Origin of the sequence: Kitasatospora sp. NPDC058032, from assembly GCF_042885845.1 — a bacterium.
Classification (GTDB): domain Bacteria; phylum Actinomycetota; class Actinomycetes; order Streptomycetales; family Streptomycetaceae; genus Kitasatospora.
On record NZ_JBHVRK010000026.1, the window covers coordinates 72,702 to 93,915 of the forward strand.

Sequence of the window (21,214 nt, forward strand, 5' to 3'; positions counted from 1 at the left end):
AACATAATCTTCTTTGTTTTGGGGGGTTTTTTTTTTTTTATAGGGGGGGGGGGGGGGGGGGGGGGGGGGGGCGGGGGGGGGGCCCCCCGGCCCCCCCGCTCGACCGTCCCGCTCAGCCGAGCAGGTCGGCCATCCAGGCCTCGATGGCCGGCACCGTGCGGGGCAGCGCGCCGGACATCAGGCGCGCGCCGTCGGCGGTGATGACGAGGTCGTCCTCGATCCGGATGCCGAGGCCGCGCAGCTCGGCCGGCAGCGTCTCGTCGTCGGGCTGGAGGTAGAGGCCGGGCTCGACGGTGAGCACGTGGCCCTCCTCCAGGACGCCGTCCAGGTACGTCTCGGCGCGGGCCCGGGCGCAGTCGTGGACGTCCAGGCCGAGCATGTGGCCGGTGCCGCAGAGCGTGTAGCGGCGGTAGAGGCCGCTGTCGTCGGCGAGCGCCTCCTCCGCGCTGACCGGCAGGATGCCCCAGTCGGCGAGGCCCTCGGCGATGACCCGGGCGGCCGCGCTGTGGAAGTCGCGGAAGCGGGCGCCGGGGCGCAGCGCGTCGATGCCGGCCTGCTGGGCGGCGAGCACCAGCTCGTAGGCCTGCCGCTGGACGGGGGTGAAGGTGCCGCTGAGCGGCAGGGTGCGGGTGATGTCGGCGGTGTAGAGGGTGTCGGTCTCCACACCGGCGTCGAGCAGCAGCAGGGCGTTGGGGTCGAGGGCGCCGTCGTTGCGGATCCAGTGCAGGACGCAGGCGTGGGCGCCGGTGGCGGCGATGGTCTCGTAGCCGATGCCGTTGCCCTCGGCGCGGGCGCGCAGGTTGAACACGCCCTCGATCCAGCGCTCGCCGCGGTGGTGGCGCAGCGCGGTGGGCAGGGCGCGCACGACGTCCTCGAAGCCGAGCACGGTGTGGTCGACGGACAGCTGGAGCTGCTCGACCTCCCAGGCGTCCTTGACCAGGCGCAGCTCGGACAGCACGGCGGCGAACAGGCCGTCGCCCTGGACGAGCTCGGGGGCGCCGGGGCGGTTGGTGGCGCCGTCGAGCGCGGGGTCGACGCCGGTGAGGACGCGGGTGGCGGGCTGCGGGCCGGTGAGCAGCTTGTCCAGCTCGTCGAGGTGCTCGACGCGCACGCCGGTGAGCCGGGCGGCCTCGTCGAGGTCGGGGCGGCGGCCGACCCAGAACTCGCCGTAGCGGCGGTCGCGGAAGAACTCGGCGCCGCGCACCGGGTCGCCGCCGCGCGGGGAGCGCGGGCGCAGGTAGAGGACGGGCTCGTGGCCGTCGGGGCCGGTGGGCTCCAGGACGAGGACGTGGCCGACCTGGTCCTCGCCGGTGAGGCCGGTGAGCCAGGCGTAGGCGCTGTGCGGGCGGAAGCGGTAGTCGACGTCGTTGCTGCGGACCTTGAGCTGGCCGGCCGGGACGATCAGGCGCTCGCCGGGGAAGGCGGCGGACAGGCGGCTGCGGCGGCCGGGGGTCACGGCGTACCCGGGGACGCGGTCCTCGGCGGGGAGCGGCGTGGCCGCCCAGGAGGTGCCCATGAAGGCGTTGAGGGCGGCCGAGACGGGGAGGTCGTGGCTTCCGGTGTTGAGGCCGGTCTGACGGAAGGTCACCGGGTGGCTCCTAAGCGGGTGGTGCGGATGAGGGGGAGGTGGGGGGCTGCACGGACACATCTCGGTAACGGGCGGCGTCACCTCTTGTGCAGTGCAATTTCACATTACTATGTTACGGGTCACACCGCGGAGCGGCTAGACCCCCTGAGGTCGCCCTCCACGGCTGGTCCCGGATCCACCCCCGGGGCGGACGACGGGCCTTCACGGCGGCCCCCCACTGCGGAGATCAGATATGAACAGGCGTACCCAGACCGCCATCGCGGCGGCCATCGCGGCGGCACTCTCCCTCGGTCTCGCGGCCTGCGGCGACAAGGACAAGAGCGACACCTCGGACGGCGGCACCGCCGCCTCCACCAAGGCCCCGGGTGCCGCGGCCGGCTCGGTCGTCGGCGGTACGCCGGTCAAGGGCGGCACCCTGCACGTCCTCACCAACCAGGACTTCGCGCACCTCGACCCGGCCCGCAACTGGGTGCTGCCGACCATGGACTTCGGTACCCGGCTGCTCTACCGCACCCTGGTCACCTTCAAGGCCGAGCCGGGCCCCGCCGGCAGCGAGATCGTCCCGGACCTCGCCACCGACGTCGGCCGCCCCTCCGACGGCGGCAAGACCTGGACCTTCACCCTGAAGGACGGCGTCAAGTACGAGGACGGCACCCCGATCAAGTCGGCCGACATCAAGTACAACGTCGAGCGCTCGTTCGCCGCGGACCTCACCGGTGGCCCCGACTACGCCGCGCAGTACCTGGCCGGCGGCGAGAACTACAAGGGCCCGCTGACCGGCGAGCACCTGCCGAGCATCGAGACGCCGGACGACAAGACCATCGTCTTCCACCTCAAGCGCCCGGTCGCCGAGTTCTCCTACACCGCGACGCTGCCCACCTTCGCGCCGGTTCCGCAGTCCCAGGAGAAGGGCACCCAGTACGACCAGCGGCCGTTCTCCTCCGGCCCGTACAAGATCGACACCTATGACCGCGGCAAGCAGCTGGTGCTGGTCCGCAACAGCAACTGGGACACCTCCACCGACACCGTCCGCAAGGCCTACCCGGACAAGATCGTGGTCACCCAGGGCATCAAGGGCGGCCAGGCCGACGACCGGATCATCGCCAGCGACGGCGCCGACGCCAACGCGATCGAGATGCCGTGGATGCGCCCCGAGTCGGTGCCGAAGGTGCTGCCCAAGGAGGACGTCAAGTCCCGCATGATCGCCGAGGTGACCGGCTGTACCGACAGCCTCTACCTCAACACCGCCAAGGCGCCGTTCGACGACCCGAAGGTCCGCGAGGCGATGATGTGGGCGGTCGACCGCGAGGCCCAGGTCACCGCGTTCGGCGGCCCGACGATGGCCGACGTCGCCACCACCTACCTGCCGCCGTCGCTGGCCGGCGGCGCCAAGGGCGACCCGCTGAAGGTCCCCGCCGCCGGTGACCCGGAGAAGGCGAAGGCGATGCTGAAGGAGGCCGGCAAGACCGACCTCAAGCTCCAGATCACCGTCTCGCTCGGTGACAAGCTGCGCGCCGAGGCCATCCAGCAGTCGCTCTCCAAGGCCGGCATCCAGGTCACCGTCAACACGGTCGACCCGTCCGCCTTCGCCGACACCATCGGCGACACCAAGAACGCCCCCGAGCTGCTGATCCAGGGCTGGTGCCCGGACTACCCGTCCGGCTCGACCTTCGCCCCGTTCCTGTTCGACGGCCGGACGATCAAGGAGAAGGGCAACCAGGGCAACTACAGCCAGTTCAAGGACCAGGCCACGATGGACGAGATGGACCGCATCGCGGGCCTGACGGACGTCGCGGAGGCCAACAAGGCCTGGCAGAAGCTGGACGAGGACATCATGAAGAAGGCCCCGGCCGTCCCGCTGATGTGGGAGCGCCGCCCGCTCCTGGTCGGCACCAACGTGGCCGGCGCGTTCGGCAACTCCGGCTACGCCGGGATGCTCGACATGGCCGTCATCGGCCTCAAGGACCCCTCGAAGAACCAGGGCTGAGGGGCCGTCGCCAGATGAGTACTACCACTGAGCCCGCCGCCGCGCCCGTCGCGGCGGCGGGCCCCGCGAAGCCCTCCGGGCGCGGGCCCTGGCGGCTGGTCTGGGACCAGCTGTGGGCCAAGGGCTCGGCCCGGTTCGGGCTGATCACCGTCGCCCTCCTGATCCTGATGGCGGTGCTGGCCGGCCCGCTGAGCTCGCTCGGCGGCTGGACCCCCGAGGAGTTCGACAAGCGCGCCGTGGACGCCTACCTGGGCGGCCTGCCCAAGGGCGACTTCGGCGGCATGGGGGCGCGGCACTGGTTCGGCGTCGAGCCGGTCACCGGCCGCGACCTGTTCGCCCGGGTCCTGCACGGCGGCCAGGTGTCGCTGCTGATCGCCTTCACCGCCACCGCCCTCGTCGTGATCGCCGGCACCCTGGCCGGCATCGCGGCCGGCTACTTCGGTGGCCGCGTCGACGGCGTGCTGTCCCGGCTGATGGACCTCACGATGTCCTTCCCGTCGCTGATCTTCATGATCGCGATGATGTCGGTGGCCAAGGACGTCAACCGGATCCTGCTGATGACCACGGTGATCGGCCTGTTCGGCTGGCCCGGCATCGCCCGCGTGGTCCGCGGCCAGACCCTGTCGCTCAAGCACCGCGAGTACGTCGAGGCGGCCAAGGTCGGCGGCGCCCGCTCCTGGCGCATCCTCACCCGGGAGATCCTGCCGAACGTCTCCGGCCCGATCATCGCGTACACCACGCTGCTGATCCCCGGCATGATCGCCACCGAGGCCGCGCTCTCCTACCTCGGTGTCGGCGTCCGCCCGCCGACGGCCTCCTGGGGCCAGATGATCGCCGAGTCGATCGTCCACTACGAGACCGACCCGACGTACTTCATGATCCCGACGGTCTTCCTCTTCATCGCCGTGCTCGCGTTCACGCTGCTCGGTGACGCGCTGCGCGACATCCTCGACCCGAAGGGGGGCCGGTCGTGATCCTGTACCTCGGCCGCCGGCTGATCGGCGTGGTCGGCATCATGCTGGCCATCTGCGCCATCACCTTCACCATCTTCTACCTGCTGCCCAACGACCCGGCGGCGGCCGCCTGCGGCAAGACCTGCAGCCCCGAGCGGCTCGCCGAGGTCAAGGCGGCGATGGGCCTGGACAAGCCCATCTGGGCGCAGTTCGGCGCCTACCTGACCGGCATCGTGGCCGGCCGCGACTACGGCACCGGCCCCAGCGCCGTCCACTGCGGCTTCCCCTGCCTCGGCTACTCCTACGAGTACTCGCTGCCGGTCTGGGACCTGCTCGTCGACCGCCTGCCGGTCTCCGTCTCGCTCGCCCTCGGCGCGGCCGTGCTCTGGCTGGTCCTCGGCCTCGGCGCGGGCGTCTCCTCGGCGCTGCGCAAGGGCAAGCCGACCGACAAGATCCTGATGGTGCTCTCGGTCGGCACCGCCTCGCTGCCCGTCTACTTCACCTCGATCATGCTGATCTGGGGCGTCGTGCGCAGCGCGGGCCTGCTGCCCTACCCCTCGTACCACAAGTTCACCGACAACCCGCTCGAGTGGGGCTCCAACCTGCTGCTGCCCTGGATCGCGCTGGCCCTGCTGTACGCGGCCCAGTACGCGCGGCAGAGCCGCAACTCGATGATCGAGGCGATGGCCGAGCCGTACATCCGCACCGCCCGCGCCAAGGGCATGCCGTCCCGCACGGTCACCGTCAAGCACGGGCTGCGCTCGGGCATGACGCCGATCCTCACCATCTTCGGCATGGACCTCGGCGGCCTGCTCGCCGGCGCCGTCATCACCGAGTCCATCTTCGGTCTGCCCGGCATCGGACGCCTCTTCTACGACGGCCTGCTCCGCTCCGACCAGCCCGTCATCCTCGGTGTCACGCTGCTCGCGGCCTTCTTCATCGTGGTCGCGAACCTGCTGGTCGACGTGCTCTACGCATTCGTCGACCCGAGAGTGAGGTACTGATGACGGCCCTTCTGGAGGTCGAAGACCTCAAGGTCTCCTTCAACACCCCGCGCGGCACCGTCCGGGCCGTGGACGGCATCAACTTCACCGTCGAGGCCGGGAGGACCCTCGGCCTGGTCGGTGAGTCGGGCAGCGGCAAGTCTGTCACCTCGCTCGCCGTCATGGGCCTGCACCGCGGTGCCGAGGTCGGCGGCTCGATCCGGCTGCACGGCCAGGAGCTCAACGGCCTCGGCGAGAAGGCCCTCGGCGCCGTCCGGGGCCGGCGGATCGCGATGATCTTCCAGGACCCGCTGTCCAGCCTGCACCCCTTCTACACCGTCGGGGAGCAGATCGCCGAGCACTACCGGGTGCACTTCAAGGCGTCCCGCAAGGCCGGGCGGCAGCGCGCGATCGAGATGCTCGCCGAGGTGGGCATCCCCGAGCCGGCCCGCCGGGTCGACGAGTACCCGCACCAGTTCTCCGGCGGCATGCGCCAGCGCGTGATGATCGCGATGGGGCTCGCCTGCGAACCCGAACTGCTGATCGCCGACGAGCCGACCACCGCGCTCGACGTCACCGTCCAGGCCCAGATCCTCGAGCTGATCGCCCGGATCCAGCAGGAGCGCGGCCTCGGCGTCGTGATGATCACCCACGACCTGGGCGTGGTCGCCCGGGTCGCCCACGAGGTGCTCGTCATGTACGGCGGCCGAGCCGCCGAACAGGCGTCGGTGGACCGGCTGTTCGCCGCCCCCGTGCACCCCTACACCCGAGGGCTGCTCGACTCGCTGCCCCGCCTGGACGACACCGACGACGCCCCGCTGCGGGCCATCCCCGGCAGTCCGCCGTCGCTGATCGCCCCCGCCCCCGGCTGCTCCTTCGCCCCGCGCTGCGCCCGCACCACCGCCGCCACCGCCGAGGAACACGCCCGCTGCCTGTCCGAGCGCCCGCAGTTCGGTCCGCTCTCGCCCGGCCACCAGGCCGCCTGCCACCTGCCGCTGGTGCCGGAAGGAGCCCTGGGATGACCGCGACGACCGATTCGGCCCAGCCCCTGCTGTCCGTCCGGGACCTGGTGAAGACCTTCCCCGGACGCCGTTCGCGCACCGGCAAGGCCGGCGCCCCGATCCGCGCGGTGGACGGGGTGAGCTTCGACGTCGGCGCCGGCGAGACCCTCGGCCTGGTCGGCGAGTCCGGTTGCGGGAAGTCCACCACCGGGCGCATGATCGTCCGGCTGAGCGACCCGACCTCCGGAACCGTCACCTTCGACGGCACCGAGATCGGCGGCCTGAGCCAGGCCCAGCTGCGCCCGCACCGCAAGCACCTGCAGATGGTGTTCCAGGACCCGTACTCCTCGCTCAACCCCCGCCAGACGGTGGCCCGGATCATCTCCGAGCCGCTGCTGGTCCAGGGCACCGGCGCGGCCGACGCCCGCAAGCGGGCCGCCGAGCTGATGGAGCTGGTCGGCCTCATCCCCGAGCACCTGGACCGCTACCCGCACGAGTTCTCCGGCGGCCAGGCCCAGCGCATCGGCATCGCCCGCTCGCTGGCCACCTCGCCCCGGCTGGTGGTCGCCGACGAGCCGGTCTCCGCGCTGGACGTCTCCATCCAGGCCCAGGTGGTCAACCTGATGGAGCGGCTCCAGGACGAGCTCGGGCTGGCGTACATCTTCATCGCGCACGACCTCTCGGTGGTCAAGCGGGTCTGCGACCGGGTCGCGGTGATGTACCTCGGCCGGATCGTCGAGATCGGCGACAAGCACCAGGTGTACGGCAACCCCGCGCACCCGTACACCAAGGCGCTGCTCTCCGCGGTGCCGCTGCCGGACCCGGCGGCGGAACGGGAGCGCGAGCGGATCGTGCTGCTCGGCGACCCGCCGAGCCCGGCCGACCCGCCGTCCGGGTGCAGCTTCCACCCGCGCTGCCCGAAGGCCCAGGAGATCTGCCGCACCGAGCGTCCGCTGCTGCAGATCGCCGGGCCGGGCGGCCGTGAGGCGGCCTGCCACTTCCCGGAGAACTGAGCCGGGACACGGTCTCGCGGCCGCGAGCGCCCGCCGATGGGCGCGCTCCCGGCCGCGGTTCGACCGCCGTACCGTCCGGCCACCCCCACGACGGGCGGTACGGCACCACCCGCGCGCGGAGCACCGTCTCCGCGCGCCCCACAGAACGCCCGGTCGGGCGCGGCGGGGAGCCTGATGAGGGCCGCGTCCGACCGGGTCCACCCGGCCACCTCCTGTGGCCGGGTGCGCCGGGCCTGCCGGACCGACCTGGGTCGTCGGTTCCGGCGGGCCCTTCGGCGTTCGCGGACCCGGTGTTCAGGGCCCCGGCGTCCACGGCTTCGGCGTCCACGGCCCCCGGTGCGCACGGCCTCAGCCGGGGGCGGGGCCGGACTCCTCGGAGGGCAGCCGGCGCGGGCCGGGCCCGTCGGCGGCGAGCGCGTCCCGCGGGTTGAGCACCCGGCAGCGGCGCAGCGAGAGGCAGCCGCAGCCGATGCAGCCGGTCAGTTCGCTCTCCAGTCGCTCGATCTCCCGGCGCCGGGCCGCGAGCAGCGCCGCCCAGCGGCGCGAGATCCGCTCCCAGTCCCGCTTGTCCGGCATCCGGTCGGCGGGCAGCCCGGCGAACACCTCGGCCACCTCGGCCAGCGGGATGCCGAGCCGCTTGGCGACCAGGATCAGCGAGAGCCGGCGCAGCACGTGCCGGTGGTAGCGGCGCTGGTTGCCGGAGGTCCGTTCGGAGGCGATCAGCCCCTGGTCCTCGTAGAACCGCACGGCGGAGGCGGCCACACCGGCCCGCCGGGCGACCTCGCCGACGGTCAGCAGATCGGCCGGGCGGGGTCGGGGCTCCGGGCCCGCCGGGAGGTCCGCGGCGCCGTCCATGAGCCTCCTTGACTTCAAGTTCTCTTGAGCTACTAGCGTACCGAAGCGTGACCGAATCCTCGCCCGCCCAGACCGCCTCCACCCCCTCCGACCAGGGACGTCACCCTCCGGACACGGGGCCGCCGGCCTCCTCCGGCGGCTGGGGCGAACTGTTCTCCCGGCAGTTCGCCGCCCAGGCCTCGATCCTCGCCGGCGGTGTCGCCCTGTACGCGATGAACCTCTACTTCACCGCCGCCCTGCTGCCCTCGATCGTCGAGGACATCGGCGGCGCCCGCTACTACGCGTGGGTGGCGACCGGCTTCCTGATCTCCGCGGTGATCTCCGCGATGCTGGTCAGCCGGCTGCTGGCCCGGCTCGGGCCCTCGCGCGCCTATCTGGCCGGGTTCCTGGTGTTCGCCGGCGGCGCCGGGCTGACCGCGGCCAGTCCGTCGATCGAGGTGCTGATCGCCGGCCGGGTCGTCCAGGGCCTGGGCGGCGGGCTGATGGCCGGCCTCGGTTACGCGGTGATCCGCACCGCGCTGCCGGAGCGGCTGTGGACCAGGGCGGCCGGGCTGGTGTCGGCGATGTGGGGCGTCGGCACGCTGGTCGGCCCCTCGCTGGGCGGTCTCTTCGCCGAACTGGGCCTGTGGCGCGGGGCCTATCTGCTGCTGCTGACGGCGGCCGTGGTGCTGGCGGTGCTGGCCCGGCGCTCGCTGCCCGGGCCGTCCGGGCCGGGGCGGGCGACCGAGCCGCTGCCGCTGGCCTCGCTGCTGCTGCTGACCCTGGCGGCGGCCACCTTCAGCATCAGTTCGACCGTGCCGCGCGGCTGGGCGACGGTGCTCTGCATCGTGCTGGGCCTGGCGCTGCTGGCCGGCTTCGTGCTGGCCGAGCGCGGCGGCGCGGCGACCGTCCTGCCGAAGCACACCTACCGGCGCGGCAACCACCTGAAGTGGATCTACCTGACCGTCGCGGTGTACTGCACGGGTGTGATGACCGAGACCTTCATCCCGCTGTTCGGCCAGGAGCTGGGCGGGCTGAGCCCGCTGGCGGCCGGGTTCCTGGGGGCGACGGTGTCGGTGGGCTGGACGTCCGCGCAGCTGTTCAGCGTCAACATGGGCTCGGAGCGGGCCCGGGAGCTGGCGATCCGGTGCGGCCCGGCGGTGCTGACGGCGGGCCTGCTGGCGTACGGGCTGCTGCAGACGGGCTCGGCCTCCGGCGGGCGGGTGCTGCTGTGGGCGCTGGTGCTGGTCGCGGGCGGGACGGGCATCGGCATCGCCTTCCCGCACCTGAGCGTCACGGCGATGCGCAGCACGGACGACGAGGCGGAGGGCGCCAAGGCGGCGGCCGGCCTCAACACCACCCAGCTGATCGCCTTCTCGGTGAGCTCGGCGCTGGCCGGGACGCTGGTGAGCATCGGCGGGGACTCCACGCTGGACGGCGCCCGGTACATGGTGTTCGGGCTCGGCGCGCTGACCGTGTTCGGCACCGTCACGGCCGCGATGAGCCTGCGGCGGGGGCGCGCGGAGGCGCGCTGAGCGGCAAGCGCGACCGCCCCGGCCCTCCGTGGGGGAGGACCGGGGCGGCCGTTTCTTCCGTGGTACCTGTCTTCCACGGGAGACCCGGTGCTCAGGACACCGGGGGTACTGGGTGCGTCAGAACGCGCGGGTCAGGAGGCCGGGCCCACCCGGACGGTGGTGATCCGCCCGCCCTGGGCCTCGCGGACCACCTCGATCTTGGTGTTGGTGTCCGGGACGTTCACCGCGAGCTGCGGGGTGGCCGGGTCCCGGTAGACGCCGCTGTGGTCGTTGAAGACCGGAACGGCGGGCTTGGACTCGATCCGCACCGGGACGCCCGCCTTGTGCAGGGTGAACGCGGTGGTCGGCTTGAGCGAGAAGGTCGCGTCGTAGGTCTGCGCCCGGCCGTTGACCAGGGTGCCGTCGGCGAACCGGACCGGCGTCGGGCGGGCGTCGATCGGCAGGATCTCGCCGCCGCCCAGGTGGTCCTTGGTGTTGTTGTCGCCGTAGGCGGTGTCCCAGAGCCAGATGAGCACGCCCTCCTGGTACGGGTAGTTGTCGACGATGTCCTTCTTGCCGTCGACGCCGGAGTAGCCGAAGTTGTACGGCCCGGTCTTCAGGAACTCGCCGTAGCCGGTGTAGCGGCGGTTCTCCACCAGGTAGGCGCGCGGGTGCTGCTTGACGTAGGTGCGGCCGGTGACGATGGTGAAGCCGGTGCTGACCCAGTCGGCCGTGCCGTTCTCGGCGCCGTCGGCGAACAGCTCGGTGCCGCCGGCGGTGATCTTCACCGCGTCGACCAGGACGCCCTTGCCGTGGGTGTTGCCGTCCGAGGTGACGTGGAAGCGCAGCCGGACGTTCTTCCCGGCGTAGCCGTCCAGCGGGATGTGCAGCTGCCGGTAGGCGCCGGAAGTGCCGCTCAGGCCGGGGACGTTGGCGCTGGTGTTGCCGATCGGGGCGCCGTCCACGGTGCCGGGCAGGGCCGTCCAGCGCTTGCCGCCGTCGGTGGAGGCCTCGACGGTCAGGAAGTCGTAGTCCTGCTCGATGTCGTACCAGACGGCGGCGTCGAGCGCGGCCGGGCCGGTGACCGCGGTGAGGTCGACGTCGCGGGCCAGCGCGTTGTCCAGGTTGTCGCCGGTCTGGCTCCACCACTGCTTGCCGCCCTCGCGCGGGTCGGCGAGGTCGGTGCTGGTGGTGCTGTCCGGCAGGTGGACCAGGACGGCCTGTGCCTGGTCGGTGTTGTAGCCGCTGACGCCGAGGGCGTGGCTGGAGCGGGTGGCGGCCTGCGCCTCGTCGTAGTTGAGCCAGCCGAACTGGAGCTTGCTCCAGGCGTCGAGGTCGCCGGGGTAGGCGCCGGTGGTGTTGCGGCCCTTGCCGAGGTAGGAGCCCGAGGACATCAGCGACCAGAAGTTGACGCTGTTGTCGCCGCCGGTGGTGCTGTAGAGGTCGGGCAGGCCGAGGTTGTGGCCGAACTCGTGGGCGAACAGGCCGACGCCGCTGTTCTCGCCCGCCTGGACGTAGTCGTAGACGTACAGGCCGGTGTCGCCGACCGGTGCGCCGCCGATCTTGTTGCCCTCCGGGCCGGTCTGGCCGGTCGGGTCCGGGAAGGTCCAGCTGCGGTGCGCCCACAGCGCGTCGGCGCCCTGGGTGCCGCCGCCCCAGGTCTCGTCGACGCCCGCGTGCACCACGATGACGTTGTCGAGGTAGCCGTCGGGCTGGGCGAACTCGCCGTTCTTGTCGTGGTCGTAGCGGTCGTAGACGTCGTACTGGGCCAGCTCGGCCTTGACGTCGGCGGCCGTGCGGCCCTTGGCGATCTCGCCGTCGTACCAGGCCTTGACGGCGTCCCGGATGAACTCCTGGCCCTGGGTCCAGGCGCCGGAGCCCTGCGGGCCCTTGTTGGAGCCGTAGCGGGCCTCGTTCCAGGGCACGGTGACCCAGTCGCTGACGGTGCCCTCGACGTCGTAGCGGCCGGAGGACTGGGTGCGGTAGTAGTTGCGCATCGAGACCGCGCCGGGCGTGTCGTCGAAGAACATCTTCTGGTAGTACTGCCGGTTGAAGTCCTGGCTCCAGAGCGTGTGGTTGTCGCCCTTGCCCGGCTTGGGGATGCTGTTGTGCTGCGGCCCGGGCGTGCCCGCGTAGCGCGGCTGGCCGTTGTAGAGGGTGGAGTTGTCCACCTGGTCGCCGAACTGGGCGAGGATGACGAAGACCTTGTCCTTGCGCTGCTGCGCGAGCTGGACGTAGTCGTTGCCGACCCGCACCTTGGCGGGCGCCCGGCGGTCGGTGGTCTTCGCCACGGCGCCCTTGTTGACCTGCTCCAGCGCCTTGGTGCGCAGCGACTGGCGCTCGCGCTCCTGCGGGGCGAGCGGGGCGGGCGGGGCTTCGAGGCCGCCGGCCTCGGCGCCCGTGCCGCTCTCGGCGGTGAGGGCGGGCGTGGGGGAGGGGGTGGCGGCCTGGGCGGTGGTGGACCCGAGGAGGGTCGCCGCTATCGCACTCGTGGTGAGCGCGGCCGCGAACGCCGCGGACAGTCTGCGCAACTGACCGGTCCTTTCCGGACGGGGGTGGTCGGGTGAGCGCAGGTAATATTTCACATGTCATGGGTCACACGGAAGGGCTTCGGGCGAGCCCTCGGTGCGCGAACGCGAGAGCGCCGCACGGCCCGGACGGGGGCCGTGCGGCGCTCGGGGGCCGTGGAGGGTCGGCCGGTCGTGTGCTCCGGTGCGACGCCGACCGGCGCCGGCACGCCGGACACCAGCCCCGGGGCGGTTCCGGCGCCCGCCCCGGGGCTGCTTCGGCACTCGGCCGCGGATCAGCCCAGGGAGGCCCGCAGGAAGGCGAGTTCGGCCTGCGCCAGCTGCTCGTTCACGCCGCCCGGGGTCATGTGGGTGACGCCGGGCAGGGCCAGCAGGCTGTGCGGGCGGCCGGCCCGGGTGAGCGCCTGGGAGAGCAGCAGGGTGTGCGAGGGGTGCACGTTGTCGTCGGCCAGGCCGTGGATCAGCAGCAGCGGACGGGTCAGTGACGGTGCGTCGTCCACCAGGCAGTCGGCCGCGTAGCCCTCCGGGTTCTCCTGGGGCAGGCCGAGGTAGCGCTCGGTGTACGCGGTGTCGTAGAGCCGGAAGTCGGTGGGCGGGGCGCCCGCGCAGGCCGCGTGGAAGACGTCCGGGCGGCGCAGCACGGCCATCGCCGCGAAGTAGCCGCCGTAGGACCAGCCGCGCACGCCGACCCGGCCGAGGTCGAGGTCGGGGTGCTCGGCGCCGAGCGCGAGCAGCGCGTCCACCTGGTCCTCCAGCGCGACCTCGGAGAACCGGCGGAAGATCGTCCGGGAGAAGTCGGGGGAGACGAACGGGGTGCCGCCGTTGTCGACGGTGACCACCGCGAAGCCCTGGTCGGCCCACCACTGCTTGAGCTGCCAGCGGCGCGGCTCGTTGGCCACCGCCTGGTAGCCGGGGCCGCCGTAGACGTCGAGCAGGACCGGCAGCTGCCGGCCGGCGACGTGTCCGCGCGGGTAGACCACGGCACTGGGCAGCGAGCGCGCGGTGACCCGGGCCAGCCGCGGCCGCACCCGGTAGGGCAGCGCGGCGGCGCGGTCCGTCAGGGCGGTCACGCCCTGCGGGGTGAGGGCCTCGCGGCGCACGCCGTCCTGGTCGGCCGAGGTGAGCAGCAGGGTGTCGCCGGCGGCCAGCGCGCTGTGCACGCCGGGGCCCTCGGAGATCCGCTCGGGGGCGCCGCCGTCGGGGTCGACGAGGTGGACGTGCTGGTCGAACGGGTCGCCCTCGCCGGTCTCGCAGAGCAGCTTGCCGCGCAGCCGGCCGACCACCCGGCGGATCTGCAGGCCGTCGGTGTCCAGCGGCTTGCCGTCCAGGGCCAGGCCGCGGGTGCCGGGGGTGTCGTGGACGGTGAGCAGCCGGCCGTCGTCCAGCCGGGCGGGGGTGCCGGGCAGGTCGTCGACCCAGAACTCGTCGGTGGTGCGGGAGAGTTCGACGGTGTTGCCGGTGGCCGGGTCGGCGCTCAGCAGCAGCACGTTCTGCTGCAGCCGGTCGGCGACGGTGAGCAGCAGCTCGTCGTCGCCGGCCCATTCGGCGGCGCACAGGTAGGGGAAGGCGACGGTGTCCCAGTCGAGTTCGACCCGGGTGCCGTCCAGGCCGAGCACCCAGAGCCGGACGTCGGCGTTGGCGCCGCCGGCCTGCGGGTAGGCGAACTGCTCGGGGGCCTGCTCGGGGTGGGCCGGGTCGGCGAAGTGGCGCGGCGGGACGGCGGACTCGTCCACCCGGGCGGCGAGCACGGCGGTGCCGTCCGGGCGCCACCAGTGGCCGCGGTGGCGGCCCAGCTCCTCGGCGGCGGCGAACTCGGCGACGCCCCAGCGGGCGCCGTCGTCCGGGCTCAGCCGCTGGCGGCCGGGCACGTCGGCCGAGGCGACGTAGAGCGCGTCGTCGGCGACGTAGGCGACGAGCTCGCCGGTCGCGTTCGGGCGGGGGTCGAAGGCCGGGCCGGCGGTGGGGAGCTCGGTGGTGCGGCCGGTGGCGGTCTCGGTGCGGAAGAGCCGGCCGTCCAGGGCGAACACGGCGACGGCGAGGTCGGGGGTGGCGGCGTAGGTGCCGATGCCGGCCGCGGTGAGCCGGCTGCGCTCGCGCAGCCGTCGCTCGACGGGCGGAAGGTCGGAGGTGGCGCCGGTGCGGCCGGGGGCGAGGGCGGTGGGGTCGGCGACCTCGCGCTCCTCGCCGGTGGCGAGGTCGAGGAGGTGGAGCCGGTCGAACGCGTCCTCGGGGCCACTGGAGCGCAGCAGCAGCAGGCGGGTACCGTCCTGGTTGAGCGAGATCGCTCGCGGGGCACCGAAGCTGAAGCGGCCGGTCCGGGCGCTGAGGGAGAGGTAGGAGTCGGTGATGGTCACCGCCCGATGGTCGCCGCGGGACCGGCTCGCCGACCAGTGGAACGACATGTGAAATGTCACACATCACGTGATCCAGGTAACAGGAGGAACGCAGTGACCGAGACCCCGCAGGCCCTCGCACCCCCCGAGCCACTGCCCGGAACCGAGGCGCTGTTCTCGCTGGACCCGGCGGTGATCCACCTCAACCACGGCTCCTTCGGCGCCCTCCCCGTCCCGGTCCAGGACCTCCAGCGCCGGCTGCACCGGGAGCAGGAGGCCGACCCGGACGGCTTCTTCGCCGACCTGCCCGAGCGGGTCGGCGCCGCCCGCGCCCGGATCGCCGCCGCCCTCGGCACCGAGCCCGAACTGCTCGCCCTGGTGCCCAACGTCACCGACGCGATCGCCGTCACCCTGGCCAACGTGCCGCTCGCCGCCGGGGACCACGTCCTGGTCACCGACCACGGCTACGGCACCGTCACCGAAGCCGTCCGCCGGCGCGCCGAGGACGCCGGGGCCGAGCTGCGCACCGTGCGGCTGCCGCTGGACCTGCCCGACGGGGACGCGGTGCGCGAGGCGGTGCTGGCGGCGGTGACCGACCGCACCGCGCTCGCCGTCCTGGACGGCATCACCTCGCCGACCGCCCGCCGGATCGCCACCCCCGACCTGCTGCGCGCCCTGCGCGGGCGCGGCGTGACCACCGTGGTGGACGCCGCGCACGAGCCCGGCATGCTGGCGGGCCCGGTCCCGGCGGAGGCCGACTTCTGGTTCGGCAACCTGCACAAGTGGGCCTTCGCCCCGCGGGCCACCGGTGTCCTGGTGGTCCGCCCGGAGTGGGCCGGCAAGATCCGCCCGCTGATCCTCTCCTGGGAGGACCACCAGGGCTACCCGGCCTCCGTCGAGTGGCGCGGCACCCTGGACTACACGCCCTACCTGGCCGCCCCGGCGGGTCTGGACGTACTGGAGGCCTTCGGCCCGGGAGCGGTGCGCGCGCACAACGAGCAGCTGGTCGGGTACGGCGCCGCGCTGGTCGCCGCTCGCACCGGGCTGGCGCCGCTGCCGTCCTCGGCGGGGCTGTCGATGCGCGCGCTGCGGCTGCCGCCCGGGGTCGCCGAGACGCTGCCGCAGGCGCAGGAGCTGATGGCCGCGATGTGGCGGCGGCACGCCGTGCGGACGGTGGCGCGCCCCTGGCCGGGCGGCGGGGTGCTGCGGCTGTGCGGGCAGCTGTACAACCGGGCGCCGGAGTACGGGGTGCTGGCGGACGGGCTGGCCGGGCTGCTCGGGTAGCCCGGCGCCGGGCGCCCGCTGCCCGCCCGCCCGGCTCAGTCGGCGGCGGCGCGCAGCTCGGCGAGCAGCACGTGCTGGTCGGCGATGAGCCCGGTGAGGATCCGCCGCGCCGCCCGCAGCAGGTCGGCGACGTCCCCGCCGGCCAGCGCGTACACCACCGTGCTGCCCTCCCGGGTGGCGGTGACGATGCCGGACCGGCGCAGCACCGCGAGCTGCTGCGAGAGGCGGGAGGGCTCGACCTCCAGCGCCGCCAGCAGCTCGCGCACCGGCGTCGGTCCGGCCTGCAGAAGCTCCAGGACCCGGATCCGGACGGGATGGCCGAGCATCCGGAAGAACTCGGCCTTGGCCTGGTAGAGCACGACCGCCACGGCGCTCCCTCCCTGTTCGCCTCACCGGTGCGTCCCCGGCCGTCAGATCTCCAGCGCCGTCTCGATCCGCTTCAGCTGGTGGCGGGCCATCGCGAGGTTGGCGCGGCCGCGGTTGAGCGCGAGGAAGAGGAACAGCCCCCGGCCGCCCTGCGTGGTGAGCGGGCGGAGCAGGTGGTACTGGCTGGTCAGGGAGACCAGGATGTCCTCGATCTCGTTGTCGAGCAGGTTGAGGTGCTCCATCGCCCGCATCTTGGCCCGCACCACGTCGGTGTTGCCCGCCGCGGCGACGTTGAGGTCCAGTTCGCCGCCGTCGCCGAGCGTGCCGAGCGCCATGCCGCTGCCGTAGTCGACCAGGGCGACGCCGATCGCGCCCTCGATCGCCATGGCCTCCTTGAGCGAGGTCTCCAGGTTCGCCATCGTCCGCACCTCCCGTGGGCCCGGTGGGTGTCACCGGGATGTGACACCGAATGTAGGCAGGCCGCACGGCGTGTCACCGTGGATGACCGGAGTCGTTCGAAGCTGGCCGTCCGGTGACCGCTTGCAGACATTTGCAACTATGGATGTGAGAGAGAAGCGATCTCTTCCCCGGGAAAAACGGTGCTATCGATGTCAGCCCCGCCGGGTAACCTCTCGCTGAGATGCGAGATCACACCACCGACCCCCGCGACCCCCGGACGGCGATGAACACCCCTGAGCGCGAGTCCTCCGACGGCCGGGACCCCTCCGACGAGCGGGAACTCAGCCCCGCCGAGGCCTTCGCCGCCTCCCGCCGCCGGGCCAAGGAGCAGGCCACCGCCCTGTACGGCTTCCAGGAGCTCTACGACTTCCCGCTGGACGACTTCCAGCTGGAGGCCTGTCGCGCCCTGGAGGCCGGCGAAGGCGTCCTGGTCGCCGCGCCCACCGGCTCCGGCAAGACCATCGTCGGCGAGTTCGCCGTCCACCTCGCCCTCCAGGGCGGGCGCAAGTGCTTCTACACCACGCCGATCAAGGCGCTGTCCAACCAGAAGTACGGGGACCTCGTCCGGCGCTACGGCGCCGCCAAGGTCGGCCTGCTCACCGGTGACAACACCGTCAACGGCGACGCCCCGGTCGTGGTGATGACCACCGAGGTGCTCCGCAACATGCTGTACGCGGGCTCCAGCACCCTCGACGGCCTCGGCTACGTGGTCATGGACGAGGTCCACTACCTCGCCGACCGCTTCCGCGGCGCCGTCTGGGAGGAGGTCATCATCCACCTCCCCGAGTCCGTCACCCTGGTCTCGCTCTCCGCGACCGTCTCCAACGCCGAGGAGTTCGGCGACTGGCTGGACACCGTCCGCGGCGGCACCCGGGTCATCGTCTCCGAGCACCGGCCCGTCCCGCTCTGGCAGCACGTGATGGCCGGCAACCGGATGTACGACCTGTTCGCCAGCCCCGACCGGGACGGCCGCCCCAAGGGCAACGTGCGCAACCCCGGCAAGGCCGTCAACCCCGAACTGGTCCGCCTCGCCCGCAGCGAGCTCGACCGCAACCCGCGGGACAAGTTCGGCCGCGGCCGCGGCCGTTCCATGCCGAACGGCCGCCCCGGCCGGGTCTGGACCCCGGGCCGGGTCGACGTCATCGACCGGCTCGACGCCGAGGGCCTGCTGCCCGCGATCACCTTCATCTTCAGCCGGGCCGGCTGCGAGGCCGCCGTCCAGCAGTGCCTCTCCTCCGGCCTGCGCCTCAACAAGGACGTCGACCGCGCCCGGGTGCGCGCCCTCGTCGAGGAGCGCTGCGCCGACATCCCCGACGAGGACCTGCACGTCCTCGGCTACTTCGAGTGGCTGGACGGGCTGGAGCGCGGCATCGCCGCCCACCACGCCGGGATGCTGCCCCGGTTCAAGGAGGTGGTCGAGGAGTTGTTCGTCAAGGGACTGGTCAAGGCCGTCTTCGCGACCGAGACCCTGGCCCTGGGCATCAACATGCCCGCGCGCTCCGTCGTCATGGAGAAGCTCGTCAAGTGGAACGGCGAGACCCACGCCGACATCACCCCCGGCGAGTACACCCAGCTCACCGGCCGGGCCGGGCGGCGCGGCATCGACGTCGAGGGCCACGCCGTGGTGCTCTGGCAGCGCGGCCTCGACCCGGAGGCGCTGGCCGGCCTGGCCGGCACCCGCACCTACCCGCTGAAGTCCTCGTTCCGGCCGTCCTACAACATGGCCGTCAACCTGGTCGCCCAGTTCGGCCGGCACCGCTCGCGCGAACTGCTGGAGACCTCCTTCGCGCAGTTCCAGGCCGACCGCTCGGTGGTCGGCATCGCCCGCCAGGTCCAGCGCAACGAGGAGGGCCTGGAGGGCTACCGCGAGTCCATGACCTGCCACCTCGGCGACTTCGAGGAGTACATGTCGCTGCGCCGGCAGCTCAAGGACCGCGAGAACGAGCTCGCCCGCGAGGGCAGCAGCCAGCGCCGCGCCGCCGCCGTCGAGTCCATCGAGCAGCTCAAGCCCGGCGACGTCATCCACGTGCCCACCGGCAAGTTCGCCGGCCTCGCCCTGGTCCTCGACCCCGGCCTGCCGCCCGTCAGCCGCTCGCCGCGCGGCGGCCCGCGCCACCCCGACTACCAGGACGGGCCGCGCCCGGTGGTGCTGACCGCCGAGCGTCAGGTCAAGCGGCTCGCGATGATCGACTTCCCGCACCCGGTCGCCGCGCTGGACCGGCTGCGCATCCCCAAGTCCTTCAACCCGCGCAGCCCGCAGTCCCGCCGCGACCTCGCCTCCGCCCTGCGCACCAAGGCCGGCCACCTGGAGCCCGAGCGGTTCCGGCGCGGCCGCGCGGCCGCCGCCGACGACCCCGAGATCAGCCGGCTGCGCGCGACCCTGCGTCAGCACCCCTGCCACGGCTGCGACCAGCGCGAGGACCACGCCCGCTGGTCCGAGCGCTACCACCGGCTGCACCGCGACACCGAGCTGCTGGAACGCAAGATGCGCTCCCGCACGCACACCATCGCCCGCACCTTCGACCGGGTCTGCGGTCTGCTCACCGACCTCGGCTACCTCAGCGGCGACACCGTCACCGACGACGGCAAGCGGCTCGGCCGGCTCTACGGCGAACTCGACCTGCTCGCATCCGAGTGCATCCGCGAAGGCGTCTGGAGCGGCCTCGCCGCCGCCGAACTCGCCGCCTGCGCCTCCGCGTTGGTGTACGAGGCCCGCCAGTCCGACGACGCCACCGCCCCCCGGGTCCCCGAGGGCGAGGCGAAGACCGCCCTCGGCCAGATGGTCCGCATCTGGGGCCACCTCGACGCCCTGGAGGAGCAGCACCGCATCAACACCGCCGAGGGCGTCGGCCAGCGCGAACCCGACCTCGGCTTCGCCTGGGCCGCCTACCGCTGGGCCCTGGGCCACTCGCTGGACTCCGTCCTGCGCGACGCCGACATGCCGGCCGGCGACTTCGTGCGCTGGACGAAGCAGCTGATCGACGTCCTCGGCCAGATCCAGGACGCCGCCGGCGAGGACGTCGAGCTCCGCAGGACCGCCCGCAAGGCCGTCGACGGCCTCCGCCGCGGCATCATCGCCTACTCCTCCGTCAGCTGACCCACCCCGGCAGAGCCCCGGGCTCCGAGTTCCCTCGGAGCCCGGGGCTCTGCCACGGCCGCTTGCGGCTCGTCGCGCTCAGGTCGGTGGGGGGCCGGCGGCTTCGAGGCGGTGGACGAGGGCGCGCAGGGCGCGGAGTTCGTGGTCGAGGGCCTGGGCGCCGGTGGGGGTGAGGGTGATCCAGGTGCGGGGGCGGCGGCCGGCGTAGCCCTTGTTGACGGCGATCAGGCCGGAGTCCTCCAGGACCTTGAGGTGGCGGGAGAGGTTGCCGTCGGTGAGGCCCAGTTCCTGTTTGAGGAAGGCGAACTCGACGCTCTCGGCCTCGCGGGCGATCGCCAGGATCCCGAGCCGGACCCGCTGGTGGACGGTGTCGTCCAGGGCCAGGGTCGGGTGCCGCTCCTCGGTGTCGTCCGCAACGTTCATGGGGCGACCGTACGGGATCCGTCGGACGGTCGGCGCTCGGCGGTCCACTGGGCCAGGCCGGGAGCCAGCAGGACCGCGGCGAGCAGCAGGGCCTTCGGCTGGGCGCCGTTGGCCCAGGCGGTGTCGAAGTGGTCGAGCCAGGGCAGCCAGCCGTCGCCCCAGAGCCCCGAGAGGTAGGCGGTGAGCAGCGCGGTGTGGACGAGCCCGGTGACGGCGACCAGCCGGTCGTGCTCGGTGAGGCCGAGGAGGAGCAGGCCGGCGCCGACCACGTACCAGGGGGAGGCGTAGGTGTTGCCGAGGAGGGTGAGGCTGAACGGCGTCCGCCGCACGAACACCAGGACGACCGGGACGGCGGCGATCAGGACGGCGGCGGCGGCCGCGGTGCCGAGCCAGGCGCCGCGGTGCGGGACGATGCCGCGGCTCTCCCCGCGCCGCCGGTACCAGCGGGCGAGCACGAACCAGGCCAGCGGGAGGAGGGCGTACCAGAGGCCCCAGGCGACGAAGCGCAGGATCGCGCCGTCGAACTCGCCCTCCAGGCACGGGCCGTCGAGCGAGTGCGGTACGCAGAGGCCGATGTACTCCGAGTAGGCGAAGTAGGGGTACGAGGTGACGTCACGTCCGTTGGCGGCGAAGTTGTAGGCCTCTCCGGCGATCGGCACGGCGGCCAGGGCGAGCAGGCCGAGGCCGATCAGCGGGATGCCCGAGCCGCGCAGGCGGATCCGGGCCCGGGCCCGCAGGCTCTCCGTCGCGGCGAGCAGTTCCGCCGGGTCGTCCCGGTGCAGTGTGTCCATGTCCACCCCTGGTGATGCCGTGTCAGTGCATTCACTTTGTAGTGCAAAGTAGATTGCAGT

16 protein-coding genes are annotated in these 21,214 nt (G+C 72.9%); 8 read left to right on the forward strand and 8 right to left on the reverse strand.

Annotation, left to right across the window (positions count from 1 at the left end):
- Nucleotides 1-112: 112 nt before the first annotated feature.
- Nucleotides 113-1,648, reverse strand: coding sequence for an aminopeptidase P family protein (locus ACFVUH_RS30830; RefSeq protein WP_387916669.1), 1,536 nt, complete (start codon nt 1,646-1,648; stop codon nt 113-115).
- 172 nt (nt 1,649-1,820) lie between these two features.
- Between ACFVUH_RS30830 and ACFVUH_RS30835 the strand changes: the two genes are divergently transcribed.
- From ACFVUH_RS30835 to ACFVUH_RS30855, 5 genes are read left to right on the forward strand one after another with little or no spacing between them, the layout of a single operon-like run.
- Nucleotides 1,821-3,575, forward strand: coding sequence for an ABC transporter substrate-binding protein (locus tag ACFVUH_RS30835; protein WP_387916638.1), 1,755 nt, complete (start codon nt 1,821-1,823; stop codon nt 3,573-3,575).
- Between the two features lie 14 nt (nt 3,576-3,589).
- Entirely contained in the window at nt 3,590-4,549 is a 960-nt protein-coding gene (locus tag ACFVUH_RS30840) for an ABC transporter permease (protein WP_387916640.1), read from the forward strand.
- A complete protein-coding gene (locus ACFVUH_RS30845) occupies nt 4,546-5,532 on the forward strand; it encodes an ABC transporter permease (protein ID WP_387916641.1) in 987 nt (328 codons plus the stop codon). Before ACFVUH_RS30840 ends, ACFVUH_RS30845 begins: the two co-directional genes overlap by 4 nt.
- Entirely contained in the window at nt 5,532-6,533 is a 1,002-nt protein-coding gene (locus tag ACFVUH_RS30850) for an ABC transporter ATP-binding protein (protein ID WP_387916642.1), read from the forward strand. Before ACFVUH_RS30845 ends, ACFVUH_RS30850 begins: the two co-directional genes overlap by 1 nt.
- The gene (locus ACFVUH_RS30855; RefSeq protein WP_355370930.1) at nt 6,530-7,525 is read left to right on the forward strand and encodes an oligopeptide/dipeptide ABC transporter ATP-binding protein; all 996 of its coding nucleotides are present in this window, start codon (nt 6,530-6,532) and stop codon (nt 7,523-7,525) included. Before ACFVUH_RS30850 ends, ACFVUH_RS30855 begins: the two co-directional genes overlap by 4 nt.
- Before the next feature lie 348 nt (nt 7,526-7,873).
- Here ACFVUH_RS30855 and soxR read toward each other — a convergent pair whose 3' ends face one another.
- Nucleotides 7,874-8,380, reverse strand: a complete 507-nt coding sequence (soxR, locus tag ACFVUH_RS30860; RefSeq protein ID WP_387916644.1) for a redox-sensitive transcriptional activator SoxR — start codon at nt 8,378-8,380, stop codon at nt 7,874-7,876.
- A gap of 47 nt (nt 8,381-8,427) precedes the next feature.
- Between soxR and ACFVUH_RS30865 the strand changes: the two genes are divergently transcribed.
- Nucleotides 8,428-9,894: an MFS transporter gene (locus ACFVUH_RS30865; RefSeq protein WP_387916645.1), complete on the forward strand. Its 1,467-nt coding sequence runs from the start codon at nt 8,428-8,430 to the stop codon at nt 9,892-9,894.
- 131 nt (nt 9,895-10,025) lie between these two features.
- Here ACFVUH_RS30865 and ACFVUH_RS30870 read toward each other — a convergent pair whose 3' ends face one another.
- Nucleotides 10,026-12,404 carry an immune inhibitor A domain-containing protein gene (locus tag ACFVUH_RS30870; protein ID WP_387916647.1) on the reverse strand — a complete coding sequence of 793 codons (2,379 nt, stop codon included), beginning with the start codon at nt 12,402-12,404 and terminating at the stop codon, nt 10,026-10,028.
- Between the two features lie 272 nt (nt 12,405-12,676).
- The gene (locus ACFVUH_RS30875; RefSeq protein WP_387916649.1) at nt 12,677-14,755 is read right to left on the reverse strand and encodes a prolyl oligopeptidase family serine peptidase; all 2,079 of its coding nucleotides are present in this window, start codon (nt 14,753-14,755) and stop codon (nt 12,677-12,679) included.
- A gap of 93 nt (nt 14,756-14,848) precedes the next feature.
- Between ACFVUH_RS30875 and ACFVUH_RS30880 the strand changes: the two genes are divergently transcribed.
- On the forward strand, nt 14,849-16,018 hold the full coding sequence (locus ACFVUH_RS30880; protein WP_387916651.1) for an aminotransferase class V-fold PLP-dependent enzyme: 1,170 nt from the start codon (nt 14,849-14,851) through the stop codon (nt 16,016-16,018).
- Between the two features lie 35 nt (nt 16,019-16,053).
- Here ACFVUH_RS30880 and ACFVUH_RS30885 read toward each other — a convergent pair whose 3' ends face one another.
- Entirely contained in the window at nt 16,054-16,386 is a 333-nt protein-coding gene (locus tag ACFVUH_RS30885; RefSeq protein ID WP_380682765.1) for an ArsR/SmtB family transcription factor, read from the reverse strand.
- A gap of 42 nt (nt 16,387-16,428) precedes the next feature.
- On the reverse strand, nt 16,429-16,803 hold the full coding sequence (locus tag ACFVUH_RS30890) for a hypothetical protein (protein ID WP_344322143.1): 375 nt from the start codon (nt 16,801-16,803) through the stop codon (nt 16,429-16,431).
- Between the two features lie 263 nt (nt 16,804-17,066).
- Here ACFVUH_RS30890 and ACFVUH_RS30895 point away from each other — a divergent pair, with 263 nt between their 5' ends.
- Nucleotides 17,067-19,940 carry a DEAD/DEAH box helicase gene (locus ACFVUH_RS30895; RefSeq protein ID WP_355370959.1) on the forward strand — a complete coding sequence of 958 codons (2,874 nt, stop codon included), beginning with the start codon at nt 17,067-17,069 and terminating at the stop codon, nt 19,938-19,940.
- 78 nt (nt 19,941-20,018) lie between these two features.
- Here ACFVUH_RS30895 and ACFVUH_RS30900 read toward each other — a convergent pair whose 3' ends face one another.
- Both ACFVUH_RS30900 and ACFVUH_RS30905 read right to left on the reverse strand, forming a co-directional pair.
- Entirely contained in the window at nt 20,019-20,363 is a 345-nt protein-coding gene (locus ACFVUH_RS30900) for a winged helix-turn-helix domain-containing protein (RefSeq protein WP_387916652.1), read from the reverse strand.
- Nucleotides 20,360-21,154 (reverse strand): hypothetical protein, encoded by a 795-nt coding sequence (locus ACFVUH_RS30905; RefSeq protein ID WP_387916654.1) that lies wholly within the window; start codon nt 21,152-21,154, stop codon nt 20,360-20,362. The genes ACFVUH_RS30900 and ACFVUH_RS30905 overlap by 4 nt, the downstream gene beginning before the upstream one ends.
- Nucleotides 21,155-21,214: the final 60 nt, after the last annotated feature.

Bases quoted from the DNA above. Each gene is read 5' to 3' on its own strand.
- ACFVUH_RS30830 (WP_387916669.1), bottom strand. From the start codon at position 1,648: ATGTGTCCGTGCAGCCCCCCACCTCCCCCTCATCCGCACCACCCGCTT.
- ACFVUH_RS30835 (WP_387916638.1), top strand. From the start codon at position 1,821: ATGAACAGGCGTACCCAGACCGCCATCGCGGCGGCCATCGCGGCGGCA.
- ACFVUH_RS30840 (WP_387916640.1), top strand. From the start codon at position 3,590: ATGAGTACTACCACTGAGCCCGCCGCCGCGCCCGTCGCGGCGGCGGGC.
- ACFVUH_RS30850 (WP_387916642.1), top strand. From the start codon at position 5,532: ATGACGGCCCTTCTGGAGGTCGAAGACCTCAAGGTCTCCTTCAACACC.
- ACFVUH_RS30855 (WP_355370930.1), top strand. From the start codon at position 6,530: ATGACCGCGACGACCGATTCGGCCCAGCCCCTGCTGTCCGTCCGGGAC.
- soxR (WP_387916644.1), bottom strand. From the start codon at position 8,380: ATGGACGGCGCCGCGGACCTCCCGGCGGGCCCGGAGCCCCGACCCCGC.
- ACFVUH_RS30890 (WP_344322143.1), bottom strand. From the start codon at position 16,803: ATGGCGAACCTGGAGACCTCGCTCAAGGAGGCCATGGCGATCGAGGGC.
- ACFVUH_RS30895 (WP_355370959.1), top strand. From the start codon at position 17,067: ATGAACACCCCTGAGCGCGAGTCCTCCGACGGCCGGGACCCCTCCGAC.
- ACFVUH_RS30900 (WP_387916652.1), bottom strand. From the start codon at position 20,363: ATGAACGTTGCGGACGACACCGAGGAGCGGCACCCGACCCTGGCCCTG.
- ACFVUH_RS30905 (WP_387916654.1), bottom strand. From the start codon at position 21,154: ATGGACACACTGCACCGGGACGACCCGGCGGAACTGCTCGCCGCGACG.